The organism is Paenibacillus uliginis N3/975, assembly GCF_900177425.1.
Taxonomy (GTDB): Bacteria; Bacillota; Bacilli; order Paenibacillales; family Paenibacillaceae; genus Paenibacillus_AQ; species Paenibacillus_AQ uliginis.
Map to the genome: position 1 here is coordinate 3814904 of NZ_LT840184.1, position 16690 is coordinate 3831593.

At 46.6% G+C, this 16690-nt stretch carries 20 protein-coding genes; all 20 read right to left on the reverse strand.

Annotated elements, in window-relative coordinates; genetic code table 11:
• Window positions 1-20: 20 nt before the first annotated feature.
• Window positions 21-878 carry a sporulation protein YpjB gene (locus B9N86_RS18010; protein WP_208914525.1) on the reverse strand — a complete coding sequence of 286 codons (858 nt, stop codon included), beginning with the start codon at window positions 876-878 and terminating at the stop codon, window positions 21-23.
• A 57-nt stretch (window positions 879-935) separates the two neighbouring features.
• Entirely contained in the window at window positions 936-1571 is a 636-nt protein-coding gene (locus B9N86_RS18015; protein ID WP_208914526.1) for a DUF1405 domain-containing protein, read from the reverse strand.
• A gap of 128 nt (window positions 1572-1699) precedes the next feature.
• Window positions 1700-2581, reverse strand: a complete 882-nt coding sequence (locus B9N86_RS18020; protein WP_208914527.1) for a menaquinol-cytochrome c reductase cytochrome b/c subunit — start codon at window positions 2579-2581, stop codon at window positions 1700-1702.
• Between the two features lie 19 nt (window positions 2582-2600).
• Window positions 2601-3272 (reverse strand): menaquinol-cytochrome c reductase cytochrome b subunit, encoded by a 672-nt coding sequence (qcrB, locus tag B9N86_RS18025; RefSeq protein WP_208914528.1) that lies wholly within the window; start codon window positions 3270-3272, stop codon window positions 2601-2603.
• A gap of 15 nt (window positions 3273-3287) precedes the next feature.
• Window positions 3288-3833 (reverse strand): QcrA and Rieske domain-containing protein, encoded by a 546-nt coding sequence (locus B9N86_RS18030; RefSeq protein WP_208914529.1) that lies wholly within the window; start codon window positions 3831-3833, stop codon window positions 3288-3290.
• A 169-nt stretch (window positions 3834-4002) separates the two neighbouring features.
• Window positions 4003-4440, reverse strand: a complete 438-nt coding sequence (locus B9N86_RS18035) for a DUF2487 family protein (RefSeq protein WP_208914530.1) — start codon at window positions 4438-4440, stop codon at window positions 4003-4005.
• A 98-nt stretch (window positions 4441-4538) separates the two neighbouring features.
• Window positions 4539-4718, reverse strand: coding sequence for an IDEAL domain-containing protein (locus B9N86_RS18040; protein ID WP_208914531.1), 180 nt, complete (start codon window positions 4716-4718; stop codon window positions 4539-4541).
• A gap of 23 nt (window positions 4719-4741) precedes the next feature.
• Entirely contained in the window at window positions 4742-5248 is a 507-nt protein-coding gene (locus tag B9N86_RS18045) for a gamma carbonic anhydrase family protein (protein ID WP_208914532.1), read from the reverse strand.
• A gap of 57 nt (window positions 5249-5305) precedes the next feature.
• Window positions 5306-6439 (reverse strand): hypothetical protein, encoded by a 1134-nt coding sequence (locus B9N86_RS18050; RefSeq protein WP_208914533.1) that lies wholly within the window; start codon window positions 6437-6439, stop codon window positions 5306-5308.
• 280 nt (window positions 6440-6719) lie between these two features.
• Window positions 6720-7571, reverse strand: coding sequence for an MBL fold metallo-hydrolase (locus tag B9N86_RS18055; RefSeq protein ID WP_208914534.1), 852 nt, complete (start codon window positions 7569-7571; stop codon window positions 6720-6722).
• A gap of 63 nt (window positions 7572-7634) precedes the next feature.
• On the reverse strand, window positions 7635-8222 hold the full coding sequence (locus B9N86_RS18060; protein ID WP_208914535.1) for a histidine phosphatase family protein: 588 nt from the start codon (window positions 8220-8222) through the stop codon (window positions 7635-7637).
• A 40-nt stretch (window positions 8223-8262) separates the two neighbouring features.
• Complete coding sequence (locus tag B9N86_RS18065; protein WP_208914536.1) at window positions 8263-8868, reverse strand: anti-sigma factor family protein; 606 nt, start codon at window positions 8866-8868, stop codon at window positions 8263-8265.
• Window positions 8865-9458 carry an RNA polymerase sigma factor gene (locus B9N86_RS18070; protein ID WP_208914537.1) on the reverse strand — a complete coding sequence of 198 codons (594 nt, stop codon included), beginning with the start codon at window positions 9456-9458 and terminating at the stop codon, window positions 8865-8867. Before B9N86_RS18070 ends, B9N86_RS18065 begins: the two co-directional genes overlap by 4 nt.
• Before the next feature lie 417 nt (window positions 9459-9875).
• Complete coding sequence (locus B9N86_RS18075; protein ID WP_208914538.1) at window positions 9876-10982, reverse strand: prephenate dehydrogenase; 1107 nt, start codon at window positions 10980-10982, stop codon at window positions 9876-9878.
• A 44-nt stretch (window positions 10983-11026) separates the two neighbouring features.
• The gene (hisC, locus tag B9N86_RS18080) at window positions 11027-12124 is read right to left on the reverse strand and encodes a histidinol-phosphate transaminase (protein WP_208920503.1); all 1098 of its coding nucleotides are present in this window, start codon (window positions 12122-12124) and stop codon (window positions 11027-11029) included.
• A 9-nt stretch (window positions 12125-12133) separates the two neighbouring features.
• Window positions 12134-12958, reverse strand: a complete 825-nt coding sequence (gene trpA, locus B9N86_RS18085; RefSeq protein ID WP_208914539.1) for a tryptophan synthase subunit alpha — start codon at window positions 12956-12958, stop codon at window positions 12134-12136.
• On the reverse strand, window positions 12955-14151 hold the full coding sequence (gene trpB, locus B9N86_RS18090) for a tryptophan synthase subunit beta (protein ID WP_208914540.1): 1197 nt from the start codon (window positions 14149-14151) through the stop codon (window positions 12955-12957). The genes trpA and trpB overlap by 4 nt, the downstream gene beginning before the upstream one ends.
• Complete coding sequence (locus tag B9N86_RS18095) at window positions 14148-14822, reverse strand: phosphoribosylanthranilate isomerase (RefSeq protein WP_208914541.1); 675 nt, start codon at window positions 14820-14822, stop codon at window positions 14148-14150. Before B9N86_RS18095 ends, trpB begins: the two co-directional genes overlap by 4 nt.
• A 1-nt stretch (window position 14823) precedes the next feature.
• Window positions 14824-15645 carry an indole-3-glycerol phosphate synthase TrpC gene (gene trpC, locus B9N86_RS18100; protein WP_208914542.1) on the reverse strand — a complete coding sequence of 274 codons (822 nt, stop codon included), beginning with the start codon at window positions 15643-15645 and terminating at the stop codon, window positions 14824-14826.
• On the reverse strand, window positions 15635-16675 hold the full coding sequence (gene trpD, locus B9N86_RS18105) for an anthranilate phosphoribosyltransferase (RefSeq protein ID WP_208914543.1): 1041 nt from the start codon (window positions 16673-16675) through the stop codon (window positions 15635-15637). The genes trpC and trpD overlap by 11 nt, the downstream gene beginning before the upstream one ends.
• Window positions 16676-16690 lie beyond the last annotated feature (15 nt).

Sequence of the window (16690 nt, forward strand, 5' to 3'; positions counted from 1 at the left end):
CCAGTTTCCCGGGCTATTCTTTATAATTTTTTGGGGAACAGCGGATGATATCTGTTCTTCAGTCCTCTGTACTTACGATAAGCGGCAAAGGTCAGTGCTGATAAGATAAAAGCTGCAATGAGCAGCTGTCCGAACCAAGGCCCTTGCACTTCCCCCAATTGCGCTATTGCCGGCTCGTCTTTTTTCTTACCGAACAGCATATTAACGATCACTTCCCCTTGAGGTACTATCCTTCTTACCTCCGAAGGTTCTGCGGTGGACACCACCCCTCCAGCATAGGACAACCACGATTCAATCATCGATACTTCCTCGGGCTTTCGCCGAATGACGAGCGACGGACGGATCAGTTCATAATAATCCTGCAGGCTAGCATATGCTTTTTTGATTCCCTCACGGTCCGACTTGGCAGCACTTTGCTCCATCACCTGAAGATCTTCACGGATGACCTTATAATATTGAAGCCAAATGCCATCCTTAGGATGCGAGAGACTGTCGACTGCAAGCCGAAGCTTACCGGCAGACATCATCCACTGCTTCGGTTCCAGCTTCATAGCTGCCGTCGTCAATTTCATTTCCACAATACTTTCTGCTAGCACGTGAATCCCTTCTACACTTGTCAGCCCTTGAAAAGAGGAGGACTCGAACAAGCTCTGCACACGCCTCAGGGACTCGTTAACACCCTGTAGATTACCCTCTTCTACAAGCCTATATAACGTCTCCACCTCACGGTTTAACGCCTTCGCTTGAATGGAAGCAGCCGGAGAGGTTTTATCTTCTATTTGTTCCGGACTTCCCCAAGCTGTTGTTCCATAACATAATCCGAACAGTAAGAAGAAAGCGGACACACCCGCTGACCATTGAAATAATCTCCGCAACATGGGACATCCCTCCTACCCATAATGTATGGCAGAGGGGATGACCATAGAACAACTTGTCTAACCTAGAGGTTTGCTAAGAGACCGTTTGACAGCAATCCAACCCACAAACCCACTAAATAACGTCAAACCATACGTAAAGCCTTCAACTGCCCACAGATGATCGTAGAGTGGACCCGGAAGATACGGAAATATACCATACGTATAATCAACGGTATCATTAAGTAGCGTCCATGCGATTGCTGCCGTTAAAGCTGTCCATCGGATATGAAACAGTTTCACAAAGATTAGTGCTTCAACAGCCATGGCGGTATGTGAGGCAACAAGCATCCAGTCCTGCCATACCAAATCACTTCCTTGCGATGCCCCTGCAAAAATCATGGCAACGGCCCATATCCCATATTTCACCGATGTAACGACAGCCAATGCTTCAATCAGTTGTTGAAAGAACATTCCCGCTAACTGTTTAGGAGGATATAGCAGCATAATCAATGCTAGACTGAAAAACAGACTCGCTGTCGGGCTGTCAGGCACGAAGACGAGCTGCCACCAAGGATGCTCCATAGCTGTGTTATAGAGCTGTCCCCCATACCAGATATAACCGTAAACCGTGCCCAAAGCGTTGCTGATCAATAAAATCCATAAGATAAGTCTCTTCGATAAAAACTCTCGACTCCACAAATATGTAACAGACAACCTGTGCCCTCCTATTCTGTTTGTTCTATAATAAGATAGTTAAAGATTTTCAGTTTGAGCAGCACAACGAATGCTTATCTATTCATTAAAAAACCTGACCGTAAGATACGATCAGGTTCATCATTATTTTACTCTGCAGTTTTCTGGCTGGCAAGCCACCCGGCCAATTGGTCGAGTTCTTGCTCGGTAACGCCAGCCTCAATTGCCTTGTCATGCATTGGAGGCATGCCACCTTTACCGTTCTTGATAATTCCGGCTATCGCCTCTTTATCAAGAGTATCACCTACACCACGAAGTGCAGGTGCATTGCCTTGGCCTTTCATATCAGCAGCGTGACATGTGATACACGTTGCTTTCTTGTAAGTTTCCATAGCCGGATTATCCTTGTCCACGATGGCAACCTCTTGCGATTCAGGCTGCTTCGCATTGGATGTAGGAAGTCCCTGTGCATGCTTCTCTTCCGCTTCCTCTTCACGCTGAATATGTTCCGGTTTTTGTCCGGCAGCTTCCAGCTCGTGCGTGTAATGTGTCCATGCCGAGTTGGTCAGGTAAATAATCGCGAGGATCGAAAGGAACATCAAAGACGACGTGATCGGACGTCTGTAAAAGCGGCGTTCTTTTCCTGTATCCAGGAATGGTACCAGCAGGAGAGCTCCAAAAGCTACTCCGGTAACACCCAGTGTACCGAGAACCACATAATCACCGGATGCATACGGTAGCTTCAAGTACTCATACAAGAATAGGAAGTACCAGTCCGGCATCGGGATAACGGATGCGCTCGGATCGGCCGGATAGCCAAGTGGCGCAGGCTCCGAAATGGTCAACACCAGAAATCCAACCAGAACAACGACTCCTACCATCCATTCTTTCAAAAGGAAGTTCGGAATGAACGCTTCCGACTTTCCTGGATATGCCGTATAGTCAGGCGGTACGATAAAACCGTTGCCTTTGCGTACGCGGGAATCGCCTACGTATACTACTTTTTCATCAGGTTTGTGACCGTGTGCCATAATTATGCCTCCCTTCTTCTTATAGTGGTCCGGAAATACCCTGTTTGCGGATCATGATAAAGTGCCCTACCAATAGGGTGAGCAGTACAGCCGGAAGGAAGAACACGTGAATGGCGAAGAAACGGGTTAACGTTTCGGCACCTACAATGGTACCGCCCTGCAGCAGTTCTTTAATAATCGGTCCGAGCCAAGGGACGGAGTTCGCGATCTCCAATGTTACCTTGGTGGCAAAGTATGCTTTGTTATCCCAAGGAAGGAGGTAGCCTGTCAGACCAAGCCCCAACATGACGAAGAAGATCAGCATACCAACAACCCAGTTCATTTCACGAGGCGCCTTATAGGAACCTGTGAAGAATACACGCATTGTATGTAGGAACATCATTACGATGACTAAACTTGCTCCCCAGTGGTGCATGCCGCGGACGATTTGGCCGAATGCCACCTTCGTCTGCAAGAACTCCACACTGGCGTAAGCGTTTATAATATCTGGTACATAATACATCGTCAGGAACATACCCGACAAAATCTGGATTACTGTGATGAAAAACGTCAAGCCGCCGAAACAATAAACAAACGCGGAGAAATGGTGCGCGGGGTTAACGTGCTCCGGAACCTCATGGTCCGCAACGTCTCTCCAGATCGGCGTGATATCGAGACGTTCGTCAATCCAGTTGTAGACATTCTTCAACATCCGAATCTACGCCTCCTATTTCACTACAGTATTTGGTACGATTTCTCCGAGGTAAATCCAGCCGTTCTCCTCTTTTACGGTATACATATCCAGCGGCTTAGGCGCAACGGAAAGATTCTTTCCATCCGGTGTATAACGAGCGCCGTGACATGGACAGTGATACTCGTTAGGATAATTCTTGTTGTTATTCCATCCGACCAAACAGCCCAAGTGCTTACAGATCGGTGAAAGTGCTAGAATTTCTCCCTTATCATTCTTTCGGATCCAGGCCGTTAGCGAAGCCTTGCTGGCATACCAGCCGTCTTGCTGTTTCAACTCAAAATGGAACTCTTGCGGATCATTGGTAATCTTGCTCACTTCAGCTACCTTAACGAACGCCCCTTCTTCTCTATCTTGAAGAATTGGATCCACGGCAAACCGGAGCATCGGTAATACTACTCCACCCGCCATATAAGCTGTGGCGCCGCCCAACGTATAAGTAAGAAACTGTCTGCGGGACATTTCTTTCAGTCGGGGTGGTTTGTGCGACTCTTCATGCTCGTCATTGTGGTTGTGACTCATTCTGTGTTCAACCCCCTTTTTTCAACCATTTAAAGTGTTTTCAATGATTATTATCACACGACGTACTAGGTCATAATAATAATATATTAGGCACCTCAGACCGTCAAGAATTCGAACCCCAAATTTGGTACCCCTTCCAACGACTACTCGTGAAATTGTCGGTTTTTCGTCACAATTGCAACTCCTCCTCTTTTTGCCAAAGTCCACTAATTAGCTTCGTTACAGCTGCCGAAATCGGCATGTCTCCAGATGCCAAAAGTCTAGTCTGGGAAAGGACTAATGCGCTTTCAGGAATATCCTTGATATCAAGGTCGCAATCCGCTGTCATGACAACCACATGGGTGAAGCCCGTAGATTTGACTTTGTGACAAATGTCGTTTAGAAGCTGCAATGCTGACGTTCCTCCGTACTGCATCGCTGGATATGTAACGACTCTCCCTTTAAAGGGTACTTCAACTAAATCCATAAAGTCCCGGAGCCTCTCAAGTGATGCAGTAGCCTCCCATGGGGCTTCATGTCCTGTCAATCCGGTATAGGGGATCAGGCAGGTATCAAAATAAGTCTGCAGTTCTGGCCAAGTTTGTTCATCTAATTCACTGAATTTCATCTAGTTGGCATCCTTTCATCTTCCATTTCTTTAATTTCTTCATTATACGTTTGGATACCGGTTTTGGCAAAAAAAAGAAGAAATGCGAAAGCATTTCTTCAATTTAAAGTCCTCAGTTCATCCGTCAGGTTTCGGAAAGCCAACTCGTCGCCCGAAGCCAGCGCCTCGTCAATCCCCTTGTAAAGTTCCTCACTCCGATGCTTTCGCAAAGCCTCGTCCCATACCATCTCCGCAGCCAGACTTAACATGACTTCGTAAGTAACCTTCATTTTATCCATTAGGATGCACCTCCAACCGTGTATTAGAATTGCCTGTATTCTTTCCCTTTCTGCACATAACTTTCCATGGTTCGCTTCATTCGAAGCAAATCTTCTTCTGTCAGTTCACGAATCACTTTGGCAGGTGTGCCAAGAGAAAGCGTGTAGGGTGGGATTACTTTATTTTCTGTTACAACTGATCCTGCACCGATTAAAGCGTATTCACCAACATCAGCACCGTTTAACAAAATGGCACCCATTCCAATAAGCGAACCTTTTCCGATCGTACACCCGTGAATGATTGCCGAATGACCAACCGACACTTCATCGGCAAGAATTAGAGGCTGATCTGTGTTTACATGACCTACAACTCCGTCCTGAATGTTGCATCTGTCACCGATGATAATGGGAGCCAGGTCGCCTCTCAGCACAGCATTGAACCATACCGTCGAATCGGCTCCGATCGTCACGTCCCCGATATTTTTCGCACCCTCTGCTACGAAAACAGAAGGATGTATAGACGGCCAAATACCCTTGTACTCTAAATTCATCACTCGATCACCCCTTTAATTTGTGGGAGTGATTGTAGCAATTAAAACCTTGTTTTGTCAATGCAGCAGATCTTCAGAGTCGCCGATATGTAGACATGCTTCAGCGGCTTTCAGGCCGAGTGCCGTCATTCGAATAACTGTGCCTGACTGCTCGCTTTCCCCGATCCGCAGCATCCCTAAATGCATAAGCATTCGGATTACGCGCTGATCCATGATCGTTTGGGGAGTGTCATAATAAAAAGGGCGGATTAACCAACCCAACGACTCGTAAAGGGATGCCGTGGTTACCCAATCTTTTGCACATTGGCTTATCCAATATACTAGAGAGGATAGATTAGGAACGGCGCCTTTATAAAGTCTTAACCAGAAGCGGAATATCTGTATCACGCTTACTTGATTTCCTTCTCCAAGGAATTGTCTGCCCCGGTCAGATAGAACGAGACGGCTTCCCGATTCTCTGATCCATTGCCGGGCATAAGCGTAATCATAAAGAAGAGCAAATCTGTCGGGATATTCCGTACAAGACCGGCCATAGCCGAATCTCCAAGCCCCCTTTGAAATCAACGGCTCGGTAATGTGAAGCGAGCTCATCATTTGCTGCTGATAGCGGCGATACATAAACCCTTCTGCATTCAACTCGATTTCGTGTCCCTCTACAAACTTTAAGAGTAGAAGCATGTCCGTTGAAACCAATCCCTGCTCGTCCCGATAGGCGGTTGGCTCCGGAGAATGCTGTAGTGCGTCTTGTAATTTTGCTCCGAGCACATCTCGAAAACGATGCTTCAAGTCAGACGGCACCTGAAAGGTGTATTTCGTCGAATGAGTAAAGCCGTTAAACAGCCAACCGCTTCGGCGGTATCTGGCTACGGTTTCTCTTGGGCTTTCTGTCTTAATGGGCTTTCCCTTTTTCTCCACAACCACTTCTTCCTCAGAAGCGTGGCGGATCGTCGCTGTCAATTCCTCCAGGCTGTAACCGCCGCGGGCATCAAACACAAGACTGTTCAGAAACCTAAGATCCGAAACAGACAACTGTCCAATCTGTTCCTCGAAAAAATCTCTCCGGCCAAGCTTGATCAAGATGCTCTGTATCAGATCATGCTTAGAATTCCGCTTGCAATCACAATCATAGTAGTTGGCTATGTTGCTTAGTTGTCCAATGTCGGCATAAGTGAGCATATCCGCTAGATTCATCTTCCATCGCCCTCACCGTTTTACTTCCATTATGGGGATGTTCAGCCCATTTGATACATGTTCCAACGTGCTGTTGTCCACATTTTTAACGGATTTCGGTCATTGTAAACATCTAAATCACAACTTTTTGCGATTTTATTTTTTAGAATTTTTGCCGTCTACTTCATTTTTATGCAACTCTAAACATTGCTAGAATATCAACGCTGAACCGACAGATCAGCATACCAAAAAAGAGACCCCTCAAAGGAGTCTCTAATTGTTACTAAGGCTTAAGGCATTTTTACTGCATATAACCATTTATGAAAAATTGTATCGTTTCCGTCTCAAGTTCATTCAGCGGTCTCTGGAGCATAGCAGACATCTCTTCCGCAACGAGCCCTGTATCTCCTTTAAAGCGCTCCGTCAGCTCCGCCGAATTTGATAGCAGATCGAGATACGCCCGATATTCTTCCCTTGTCATGGGCTGTTCTGCATGAGACAGGAAAGCTATTTCCGTGTCATATTGTTCAAGCTTAGCGATCATATTGGTTACCTTCTCCACCGTATAACACCAATTTTTTGCGTACATATTGGCATAAAGACAATCCCCGAGAAAAAGAATCTTCTCCACAGGTATATAGATAATGGAAGAGTCAGGCGAATGATCACCGCCAACATGTTCAATAATACAAGTAACTCCGCCCAAATTAAGTGACATTTTTGAAGTAAATGTCATATCAGGGGTTGGAATCATGATGTCTCGTTGTTCAGGGAACTCTTTTTTTATGGCATCTGCGCAAAAAGGTATTTCACTGCCCTCTCTTACACGTTCGTCCAAAGCACTGTCTTCCCAGGATAACAGCTGCATTTCCTTTACACGGTCTAATGTCCCGGTGAAACATATAATAGGCATATTCATTTCACTTAGGCCAAAAACATGGTCCCAATGCCAATGTGTTAAAACAAGCCAGTCTCCCTTAATGTTCTTCTCACCTAATTGAGAAAGCCATTGCTTCGCATGGTCTGCAGAGTTTCCCGCATCGATGATCAGTGTATACTTATCTCCCGAAATCGCAGCCAACACAGGCCGATCCGTTTCCTGATAAGGCGGCAAGTAGACGAAACGCTCCGATACTCTAACTAATTGCTGCATTTAGTTTAATCTCCTTAACTCATCAAATTGTTCGACTACATAAACGGATCGAAAATGTTCGGATCAGTGTTGTTTCTCCAATAGATGTCTCGTACAGTTAAACAGCAGCGGAACCCAGTCCACATCCTTTTTCTCTAGTATTGTAATAGACAGATTTCCGATTCTCTCTACAATGCGGTCTTTGTACAGCGTGCCGTACAGTTGGGCAAGAAAGCCTCCGTGACTGACGACCAACATATTACCTTTGGGATACTTATTCCACATTTCTTCCAGAAATTCCATTCCTCTTGCTTGAAGGTCCAGATCCGTCTCCTGTCCCAAATCCTGAAGCTTCCATTCCTCTCCAAAACGCATCTCTCGCTCAGAGGCGGTAAGTCCTTCCACCTGACCGTATGCTCGCTCGCGCAGGCGGATATCAGGCTCAAGCATAGGAATGTTCAACATGGAGGCTATAATGGACCCTGTCTCTTCTGCACGTGATAAACTGCTACTGACGATAAAATCCCATTTATACGGTTCTTGAAGCAGACGTTCTCCCAGCAACCGTGCCTGAAGGCGCCCCTCCTCATTCAACGGAATATCTGTCTGCCCTTGAATTTTACCAATAGCATTCCAATCTGTCAGACCGTGACGTATAAAGCCGATCAGCATCCTTAAGCCTCCTCCATACCATTATTTTAGTAAAGATATATTAACGTCTTACGACTCGGTTTAGTCTCATTAAGAAAAACAGTGCAAGTCCTACACCCAGCACAGACAAAACCATCCAGTACTGCGGCTGACTTGGATCTATACCTACTACCAAGGGATCAATAATACCGCTGTTCGTCCCTGGAATTTTGTATTTTTGACCCTCCGTAATAATCGAACCGTCTCCCGCAACACCGGTTGGCAGAATACCTGTGACCGGCATTTCAGGTTGTAGTTTTTTAGTATTACCCCTGAAAGCGAAATATAAAAAACTGCTGCCAAACAAAGCGGCAAAACCAGATATCATGAGTATTAATCGTTTACGGAATATACGCCCAACGGATTTCCCCTTTTCGTTCTCTTCAACGAGCCGAGGAAAATCACGATAGATACGATCCATAACATTTCGGTTGATACTTTCAGCCCTTGCTTCTAATACTTCATGTTCCAGTTCATGAACGATCCTGAGACTCTCTTCAAACATTTCATATTCCATTGCACATGAGCGGCATGTCTGTATATGCTGTCTCAGCCTGATTCGCCTCAGATCGTTGTCCGGGAGATCCCAGACGTACCCCATCAGCTCTTGGGCTTCCTCGCAATTCATCTGCTGCTCATCCCTTCGAGTTCCGTATATAGCGGCTCAGCGAAATAAGGCTCGAGTTGTATCTTTACACTGCCCCGTGCTCTAAATAACAAGGATTTAACCGAGCTAACGGTTTGTCCCAAAATATCCGCGATTTCTTGATAGTCCAACTGATCGTACTCACGCAGAATAAGCGCCGAGCGCTGTTTTTCCGGTAAATTATTGATTGCTTCACGTACTAAAGCTACCCGCTCGCTGCGAAGAATTGCCTGCTCCGGTGCAATTTCCAGTGGAGCGATTGGAACGACGCCGCTTTCTTCCAATGGAAGAGTGCCCCTGCGCTGCTTCCGGAGCTCACTGAGCACGGTATTACGTGCAATCGTATATAACCAGGTTGAGAACGAAGCGTCCACCTCGCGGAAAGAGTGCAAACTGCGGAAAGCTTTGTAGAACGTTTCCGAGCATAAATCCTCAGCTATTAGCTCCAAGTTAGAGCTTTTTAACATATGATATACAAAAGCTAATATTTTTCGTTGATATCTTCGCATTAATTCTGAGTATAAATCAACGTTTCCTTGTTTGATCTCAAATATTAACTGGGAATCCGTCATATGATTTTTTATTCCCCCTCGCCATTTGTGTGTCTCATCCCCATAGAGAGCATTATTTTTTCTTTGATCAGGGATCCACAAAGCTGCCGTAAAACCATATATCTTACGCCGCATGATGTCAGACTATTCTATGTATTTGGCATTTTCCCCAAATCTTCTACAATACTATTCTATCATTGTAGCATATTTTGGAGAAAAGTTCAGTTTGATAGAGTTATGAAAAAACACACCTGGATTTGTAAGGGTATACAAATAAAAAAAACCGCCTCCCTTAAGGAAGGCGGTCGCACAATCGTGCAATGTATTGGATAGGAGTGGAGAGAAACCATACTGTACTTTTATTATATGTATCCGTTTTCATTTTGTCAACAATAATAAAGAAAATATTTTCCCGAATTCAAAAAAACGGTTGATTTGTTAATGATAAACAGTATATCCGTGCGACTGCAGCAGATCTTTTGCTCGCTCCTGCTCGCGCTCGTTTTGGAAAGACAGCCTTAGTACACCCGGTACATCTTCCCTGCTCTCGATAATTTGAATGTTACTTAAGTTGATGCTCTTCTGTCCAAGATCTGTCGTTATCCGGCCGATGATTCCAGGGTGGTCGGGCACTTCCAAATACAGGTCATATCGAGACACGATTACACCCTTACGTCTTTCTGGCAGCTCGTTCCGGAAATCTCCTGCCCGGCGAAAAGCATCTTCAATGGCAGAGCCGTCCTGGCTTTCCAACATAGCCATGAATTGCAGAATTCCATCATTCCAGTCTCTAAGCAGCGGCATCATTACCTTCCGGTTATTGAGAAGGATATCACGCCATACCACTGGATCGCTGGATGCAATTCGGGTAATGTCACGGAAGCCTCCGGCTGCCAAGGTCTGGTACAACGGATTATCCTCATTGTAACTGCATATCTGGTTCACGAGTGCTACAGCGATGATATGCGGTAGATGACTGATCGCTCCAACAATTTGATCATGTAGCTGTGGCTCTACCGTTACAATGTGTGCACGGGTATGAGACAGCAGAACGCTTAGAGAATCCACCTTGTCCGCAGGCACATTCTCTGCTGGAGTCAGTACGTAATACGCGTTCTCGAACAGCAGTGATGAAGCCGCTTTAACGCCGGATCTTTCAGATCCCGCCATGGGGTGCCCACCGATAAAGCAAGCATCTTTCAGAACAAGCCTTTCAGCACAGTCTGTAATACTTGCTTTGGTACTGCCTACATCAGATATGATACAGCCGGGCTTCAGCTGTAAGCCACTGAGAAGGGTTATATAATGCTCCAGGCTGCCGACAGGTACGCACAAAAATATAAAGTCAGCATCCCAGGCGGCCTCCTCAGGCGACAATGTCACCTGATCGACGACTTCCCGGGCGATGACTTGATCTGCATAATCCTGCGTATGGGCATAACCTGTAACGGTTATGCCTGGTTTTCCTTTTAAACAAAGCGCCAAAGATCCACCAATGAGTCCGACGCCGAATATAGCTACTTTAGTTATAGTATTTGTTGTCATGTTTTCTCTCTCTCTCTCACTCGTTTCAAGATTGCGTAATAGCTTTAGACAGGCGACTTTACGTCACGCAGAACTTCCTCCAACACTCCGATAAACGCTTTATTTTGTTCCGGTGTCCCCACACTCACACGAATATAGTTCGGGTAGCGGGCGAAGCCAGAGCGGACGATTACCCCTTTGTTCAGCAGCGATTTAAATACATCACTTCCGGAGGTTTGGACATCGACCAAGATAAAGTTTCCATGCGCTGGAAAATATTGAAGCCCGAGCCGGTCGAATTCTTTTTGTAAGTACACAATACCTTCGGCATTGCTTTGTCGGCAGCTCTCTACAAATTTCTGATCATGAAGTGCCGCCTTCGCAGCCGCTTGAGCTGGACGTCCCGTATTAAACGGCTCCCGCACTCGGTTAATCAAGCTGATAACGTCAGCCTGAGCGATGCCATAGCCGATCCTGAGCGATGCCAGACCGTAGATTTTGGAAAATGTATGGAGAACCACAAGATTATGATAACGCGACAGCAGGTTCAAACTTTTCGGATAAGAAGAATCCGTTACAAACTCTGAATAAGCTTCATCCAGTACAACCATAACATTCGAAGGTACCGAATCCATAAACCGAAGAAGCTTATCTTCTGAAATGATTGTTCCCGTAGGATTGTTTGGATTGCAAATCCATACGATTTTGGTTCGATTACTGATAGCGGCAAGCATAGCATCAAGGTCATGGGTGCCATCGACCAGAGGTACTTCAATACTTACGGCATTTTCGATGTCGGCATTGGTTTTATACACAGAAAAGGTCTGATCAGCCATGATCGTTTCGTCACCAGGCTCAAGATATGCACGCGTAATGAGTGCGATGATTTCATCCGATCCGCATCCGAATATGATCTGATCCTTGTTCACGCCCATGACGGAAGCAAGCTCCTCCTTCAATTCGGTCGCATTTCCATCTGGATACATGCTGAGGTTGCTAAGTTCGGCAATAATGGCTTCTTTCGCTAGAGGCGAACAGCCGTAAGGATTCTCATTGGAAGCCAGTTTAATGACTTCACTCAGACCGAGTTCCCGTTTTACCTCTTCAACTGGTTTCCCGGGTTGGTATACCGGGAGATTCACAATATTCGCTTTAGGCTTCATCATATCATCTCACCTTTCGTATAATTCTGTTCCTTTTAATTGTGACACAAATTGACGGATTTGCAAAAGTCCCTCTTCCCTCGTGCTCTCCTGCTCAAGCAGAGGAATGTTGGCTTCGATTTGACGAACAATGGCACTGCCTACTACGACACCATCACAAATTTCAGAGAATCTGGCTACTTGTTCCCCGCTTGAGATACCGAAGCCGATGGCCACCGGAACTTTACTATATTTTTTCACCGTCTCGATAAACCCATTAATCCCGCTGTAAAAATCTGAGCGTTCTCCTGTTACACCAAGCGAGGATACACAGTATATAAACCCGTCTGCGTCGCTCACAATATTGGAAATTCGTTCATGTGAAGTCGGTGCCACAAGCGGGATCAGATGCACTCCAGCTTCCTTGGCCCGACGCTTGATCTCGCCGGCTTCCTCTATGGGCAGATCCGGAATGATCAAACCACTGATATCATGCGCAATAACTTCTTCAAAAAATACATCCAACCCCATTTGAAGAACCGGGTTATAGTAAGTAAACAAAATAAATGGAAGCTCGCTGCCTGCATTCCTTGCCCGTAAGGCCGTCTCCATACATGTGCGTATCGTGACATGCCCTTTTAATGCACGCTGGGAAGCCCGCTGTATTACAGGACCATCCGCAAGCGGATCGGAATATGGCACGCCAAGTTCAACAATATCAGCTCCAGCGGCTTCAAGCTCAGCAATAATATCAAGCGTTAATTCAACACTCGGATCACCACAGGTCAAAAAAGGGATCAATGCGGTTCTATTTTGCCCCTTCAGTCGATCAAAGGTTACATCCATCCGGTTCATATCGATTTACCTCCCGTATAAGCCATAATAGACTCCACGTCCTTATCGCCGCGTCCGGAGAGACAGATAACTATAATGTCATCTTCATTCCATTCCGGAGCCATCTTGACGACCTGCGCTACGGCGTGGGCTGACTCCAATGCAGGAATAATACCTTCCGTTCTACAGAGCAGCTGAAGGGCATCGAGTGCTTCCTGATCTGTTATCGGCAAATATCGCACACGCTCGATATCTTTCAGGTATGAGTGCTCCGGACCGACACCCGGATAATCCAGTCCAGCCGAGATGGAATGAGCTTCTTTCACCTGACCGTACTCATCTTGCAGCAGATAACTCATGGAGCCCTGGAATACGCCTTGCGTTCCCTTGCTCATCGTTGCTGCATGAAATTCTGTATCCACACCCTTGCCTGCAGCTTCGACACCTACGAGAGCTACTTCCTTGTCTTCCAAAAAAGGATAAAACATGCCAATTGCGTTACTGCCCCCGCCGATCGGTGCAAAAATTGTATTTGGCAGGCGACCTTCACTTTCCAGAATCTGACGGCGCGTTTCATCACCAATAATCCGCTGGAAGTTTCGAACCATCATCGGATATGGATGAGGACCGACCGCCGAGCCCAGTACATAGAACGTATCTTCCACGTTACTAACCCAATAACGGAGTGCCTCGTTTCCAGCGTCCTTCAAAGTTCTGCTGCCGGATGTTACAGGCACTACTTCCGCACCGAGCATTTTCATCCGAAAAACGTTCAACTGCTGGCGCTTAGTGTCTTCCTCGCCCATAAACACTTTGCATTCCAGACCGAGTAAAGCTGCAACTGTTGCCGTTGCGACTCCGTGCTGACCTGCACCTGTCTCAGCGATGACCTTCTGCTTACCCATCCGCTTCGCGAGAACACCTTGAGCAATCGCATTGTTGATCTTGTGGGCTCCCGTATGATTCAAATCCTCTCTCTTCAAGTAAATCTTCGCTTTGCCAAGATGCTTGCTGAGACGTTCGGCATAATAAAGCGGTGTTTCCCTGCCGGAGTACTGCTTCAATAGATAAGCAATCTCCTCTTTAAAAGCGGAATCTTCCGCATATCGGTTATATTCTTCTTCTAACTCTATCAGCGCGTTCATCAGCGTCTCCGGTACGAATCGTCCCCCGAAGGAACCGAAACGACCGTTGCGATCCGGTAGCAATGTCATTTGAATTTCACCCTTTCCACGAATGCTGTCACCTTTGCTATATCTTTTACACCCGGGGCACTTTCAACCCCGCTGGATACGTCCACGCCATCCGGGTGATACAATGTTAACAATTCTCCTAAGTTCGATGGTTCAAGTCCCCCCGCCACAAACAAAGGAATACCTTGTGCGCGTGTCCAAGCCTTATAGACCGGTATCGCGTCCCAAGCGAAGGTCTGGCCTGAGCCGCCGCCATAAACCGGATCGTAAGTATCCAGCAGGAGGCCGTCAATACATCCGATGTAACGCTCCAGCTCAGACACATGTTCCTCCGGTGAGCCTCCACTCTTTACGGAGACTGCCTTAAAAATGGAAACCGGGAAGCTTTCTTTCACTTCCCGGCAAAATTGCGGTGATTCTTGTCCGTGCAGTTGCACGACATCCAGTTCAACCGTGTTAAGAAGCTCTCTTAGTTCCTCCAAGGAAGGGTTAACAAAAACGCCAACGGAGGAAGGTGTTGCTCCGCTCTTCCACTGCTTCAACACTTCGTTGAGTTCAGCAGCCTGTTCAGGAATAACCTGACGGCGGCTCTTGGCAAAAACGAATCCGATATAATCCACAGGTAAGTTTATCATCGATTTTAGCACTTCAACGCTTTGAAGTCCACATATTTTTACGGCTGTATTCGTCATCCTAATACACTCCCCTACCACTTGCCTGACCTTGCGGCAAGGGGCCCATTAGATCAACAACAGCCTGCACTACATCTTCCTTACGCATAAAATGTTCGCCGATTAATACACCTTGAGCGCCGGTTGAAGCCAGATATGAAATATCTTCACTTCCCGAAATCCCGCTCTCGCTGATTAAAATCACACCTTCTGGAATATCTTTGCAAAGCTCTGCTGTCGTGCTTAATGACGTCTCAAAAGTATGCAGATTGCGGTTGTTGACACCTACCAGCTTAGCTGACTCCAATTGAAGCACTGAGTCCAGTTCGCTGCGATCATGAACTTCGATCAGGCAATCAAGCCCGATAGAGGATGCGATCGACATAAATTCAGCGATCCGGGACGGCTCCAGAATGCTCGCTATGAGCAGAACCGCATCTGCGCCTAACAGACGCGCTTCATAAATTTGAGCTGCATCGATAATGAAATCCTTACGCAGCAACGGAAGACTGACCGCTTCCCGAACCATTACAAGATACTCTCCACTTCCTTGAAAATACTGCTCATCCGTCAGTACTGACAAGCAATCTGCACCGGCAGATTCATAAGCTTTGGCAATCGTAACCGGATCAAAGTCCGGCCTAATCAACCCTTTCGAGGGAGAGGCCTTTTTCACCTCGGCAATAAGTCCCATCCCTCTTTTCCGCCGTTCGGATAACGCTTCGATAAACCCACGTGTAGGCGAAAGTGCAGAAATCTTTTCTAACGCTTCTTCAACCGAAAAAGACTGATGAAGTTTAGCTACTTCTTCCCGTTTGGTTGCAACAATTCGATCAAGATACATAATTCAATTCCTCCGTCATCGTGATAAGCTGTTCCAGTTTAGCTTGTGCCACTCCCGAATCAATAGCCTCTGCGGCTTTGCTGACGCCTTCCACCAGACTGTCAGCCAACCCTGAAACATAAATGCAAGCTCCGGCGTTTGCAAGCACGATATCCCTATAAGGACTTTTTTCACCTTGGAGCACTGTTCCAATAATCGCAGCATTCTCTGCAGCATCTCCACCTAGAATTGACTGCATTGGATGAACAGCGAGGCCTAAATCATGCGGATGAATGTCATACGTGCGAATTTCCCCGCCACGGAGCTCGGACACACGAGTAGGTGCAGAGATGCTAATTTCGTCCAATCCATCATGACTCGTAACGACCATAGCCCGTTTCAATCCCAGTTCTTTCAGCACCTGAGCGATCGTTTCCGTTTTATCAAGATCATAAATGCCAAGGAGCTGCCGGTCCGCACCAGCAGGATTGGTCAAAGGACCGAGCATATTAAACACAGTTCTTACTCCAAGTTCTTTTCGAGGTGCTGCTGCGTGCTTCATAGAAGGGTGATAAATTTGGGCAAACAGGAAACAGATCCCGATCTGATCCAAACAACGCTTAGCCTGCTCTGAGGTCAAATGAATATTTACACCTAGTGCCTCCAGCACATCAGCACTTCCGGCACGTCCAGAAGCCGAGCGGTTACCATGCTTCGCTACGCGAACGGACACGGAGGATGAAATAATCGCGGAGGCAGTGGAGATATTGAACTTGTGGATTCCAGAGCCTCCTGTTCCGCATGTATCTAGCAGTCGGCTTCGCTCAGTAATGACACGTCCTCCAGAGCCTCGCATCGCTTCAGCAAAGCCTGTAATTTCATCCACGGTCTCTCCTTTGATGCGGAGAGCCGTAAGCAGAGCTCCAATCTGCGAGTGGGTCGCTTTGCCTTCCATAATGGTCTGCATGACCTCCCTGGCCTCACTACGCTCCAGGTCACGGCCCTCAATCAATTTTGAAATACTGGACTGTACAGGTTCCATAATGTTCATATGTCTCTCCTCCTC